Annotated in this window: 2 protein-coding genes; one reads left to right on the top strand and one right to left on the bottom strand. The window is 45.4% G+C overall.

The genetic code is table 11. The annotated features are described in order from the left end of the window. Window positions 1-78: 78 nt before the first annotated feature. The gene (locus tag R7127_RS25865; RefSeq protein WP_017633561.1) at window positions 79-972 is read right to left on the bottom strand and encodes a LysR family transcriptional regulator; all 894 of its coding nucleotides are present in this window, start codon (window positions 970-972) and stop codon (window positions 79-81) included. A 140-nt stretch (window positions 973-1,112) separates the two neighbouring features. On the opposite strand from R7127_RS25865, the gene R7127_RS25860 reads away from it, so the two are divergent. Then, the gene (locus tag R7127_RS25860; protein WP_053306783.1) at window positions 1,113-3,071 is read left to right on the top strand and encodes a ligand-gated channel protein; all 1,959 of its coding nucleotides are present in this window, start codon (window positions 1,113-1,115) and stop codon (window positions 3,069-3,071) included. The last annotated feature ends 85 nt before the right edge of the window (window positions 3,072-3,156 follow it).

Raw genomic sequence — 3,156 nt, 5'->3', positions numbered from 1 at the left:
GCGCTGGACTAAACAAAGGCCCCCTTTTAGGGGGCTCACACAAAGCCACCTTCTTTAGAAGGTGGTAATTTACTTTTGTCAGGTTTTCCAACCTTGTGGAATGCTTTGGTGAATGCAGTCTAAAAGTACGGATAAGCGCAGTGGTGGTCGTCCTGCTGGTGTATAGCAGTTAATGGAAATAGGCTCAGAAAGCCAACCTTCTAAGCAAGGTGTGATTCGCCCTGGGTGATGTTTCTCATAGCCGCATGCTGTCCAAGTCGGCAGCAGTCCAATACCATGACCATTCGCGATACTATCTATTTGCATTGCTATGTTGTCGCTGTATAAGCGACTAACAAAGGGTTCTAAAAAGAACTCACCGTGTTGAGGGTGTGCTAGCATCAATCCATTTTCTTGCACTGAACCAAAATCGATCCATGGATGTGCTTCAAGTTCTTTGGGGTGCGGTATAGGCCCATGTTGTTTTAGATAATTTGGAGAGGCAAAAGGCGTATAGCGAAATACCCCCAGCACTTCTTTTCGCCAGTCTAGCTCTTTACGTTCACCGAGCCAGATGAACAAATCTGGGTCATGATGCGCCTCAGAAAAGTCACTGGTAAGTTGAACTCTAACATCGGGATTATCAGCAAGAAAACGATTGAGTACGCCGCCGAGCCAGCTTCTAACTAAGGCAGTATGACAAACAATATGCAGTGGCCCTGAAACTTGGTTCGTTAAACCTTGCAGTGCATCATAACTCTCTTCGCTTAACTCAAGAATCTGGCGGCTGTAGTGGGCAAAGATTTCTCCAGCTCTTGTCAGAACTAATCGATTACCTTGTCTGGCGGTTAGAGCCTGACCGAAGTCTTCTTCTAATTGTGCCAAGCGACGACTTAGCGTTGATTTTGGCTGATTAAGGGCTTTAGCAGCGGCTGTCAAACTTTTATGCTGATTGAGCGCATCAAAGGCTCTAATTGATGCTAAGTCGTGCATATTTCTTTTACTCCTTACTGCGTTATGTACGAGTTCCATAAATGGAAAGAACCGTTCCATAACTCTCACTATGCATCTCATTCTATTTGTGAATAATTCACTTTCGAAAATAATAATCATTATCAATTATGGAGATGTAGATGTCTACTCTTAGACTGCCAGTTATTACCGCAACTGGTATTTTAGCCTTCGTCAGTGTCCCTCATGTTTTTGCCAATGATGCAGTTTCTAAAATGGAAACAGTGGTTGTAACTGCATCAAGTTATGAGCAATCTCAAGCGGACGCGCCTGCAAGTATTAGTGTGATTTCACGTGAGGAGTTGGACTCCCGTTATTACCGCGATGTGACTGATGCACTAAAAAGTGTGCCAGGTGTTGTCGTGACAGGTGGTGGTGATACCACCGACATTAGTATCCGTGGTATGGGTTCTAAATACACTTTGATACTGGTCGATGGTAAACGTCAAAGTACGCGTGAAACTCGTCCAAATAGTGACGGCCCTGGTATCGAACAAGGTTGGTTACCTCCTCTTCAAGCGATTGAGCGAATCGAAGTTATTCGTGGCCCAATGTCGACGCTTTACGGTTCTGATGCGATTGGTGGTGTGATTAACGTCATCACACGAAAAGATGCGCTAGAGTGGACGGGTAATGTTCAACTGGGCACGGTACTACAAGAGAATAGTCGCTCAGGGGGAGAGCAGAGCGCGAACTTTTTCGTTAATGGTCCGTTGGCTGAAAATTTATCTCTCCAAGTATATGGTCAGTACACAACCAGAGAAGAAGATGACATCGAATACGGTTATGAAGATAAAGATATGCAGAGTATCTCTTCAAAACTGACTTACCAGATTAATGATCGCCACTCGGTGCAATTAGAGGGCGGCACTTCGGCACAAAGTCGTCGTGGCAATGTGGGCCTTTCAGTGCCGACCACAGGGTGTCGTGGTGGGTGTGAAGATTCACTGAATGAATATCGTCGTAATTACGTAACGGTAAGCCACAACGGTGATTGGGATTCGGTGGGAATTTCAGATACTTACTTACAGCGAGAAGAGAGCGAGAACAAATCTCGTGAGATGACGATCACCAACACCACGTTCAAATCGAGCTTGGTGACTGGTATTGGAAACCATACGTTGACGACGGGTGTGGACGCTACTCATGCAGAGCTTGAGGATTTCACCTCCAACAAAGCGTCATCGAAGACTGAAACATCGAATACGCAGTGGGCTGTTTTCATTGAAGATGAATGGAGAATTGCTGATCCGTTTAGCGTTACGCTTGGCGGCCGTCTAGATCATGACGAAAACTATGGCGCGCATTTTAGTCCGCGTGTTTACGGTGTATGGCGAGTTGATCCGTCTTGGACGGTGAAAGGCGGTGTGGCAACAGGTTTCCGTTCTCCACAATTACGTGAAATTACTCCTGGCTGGGCGCAAGTCAGTGGTGGCGGTAATATCTACGGTAACCCAGATCTTGACCCTGAAACGTCGCTAAACAAAGAAATCAGCGTCTTGTATCAAGGTGATTCTGGCTTAGATGTCTCTTTGACAGCGTTCCATAACGAATTCAAAGACAAGATCACACGTGTTGTTTGTCCAGACACTATCTGTACTGATGGTCCAAACCAATGGGGCGCAGATCCAACGTACCGTATTAACGTGGATGAAGCCGTCACACAAGGTATTGAAGCGACCTTAGCATCGCCGTTAACGGAAACCATTTACCTTAGCTCGAGCTACACATTTACCGACTCAGAGCAAAAAACAGGTGAATACAAAGGCATGCCGCTGCAGCAGTTACCAAAGCATCTGTTTAATGTGGATGTGACTTGGCAAACGACAACAGATCTAGAGAGCTGGGCGAAAGTCACGTACCGAGGTAAAGAAATGGATCCGGTTACTGGCCCATCAAGAAACAGTATTGTAGAACCAGCTTATACCTTTGTGGACGCCGGTGTGACATACCAGTTAACCGACAATACTCGTATTAAAGGCGCTATCTATAACTTGCTGGACGAGGAAATCAGTTACGAAGAATATGGATATATTGAAGATGGTCGTCGCTACTGGTTAGGTTTAGACGTCGCATTTTAATTATCTATCTGACCCGTCCTGATATGGGTTGACACTTTTTAACTAAAACGCTCGATGTACTTCATCGGGCGTTTTGTATTTTAAA

It is taken from the genome of Vibrio sp. 1159, from assembly GCF_033340395.1.
In the GTDB taxonomy this organism is placed as follows: domain Bacteria; phylum Pseudomonadota; class Gammaproteobacteria; order Enterobacterales; family Vibrionaceae; genus Vibrio; species Vibrio alginolyticus.
Note: the sequence above shows the minus strand (reverse complement) of the source record. Positions and strands in the feature narration are given on the sequence as shown.

Bases quoted from the DNA above. Each gene is read 5' to 3' on its own strand.
- R7127_RS25860 (WP_053306783.1), top strand. From the start codon at position 1,113: ATGTCTACTCTTAGACTGCCAGTTATTACCGCAACTGGTATTTTAGCC.
- R7127_RS25865 (WP_017633561.1), bottom strand. From the start codon at position 972: ATGCACGACTTAGCATCAATTAGAGCCTTTGATGCGCTCAATCAGCAT.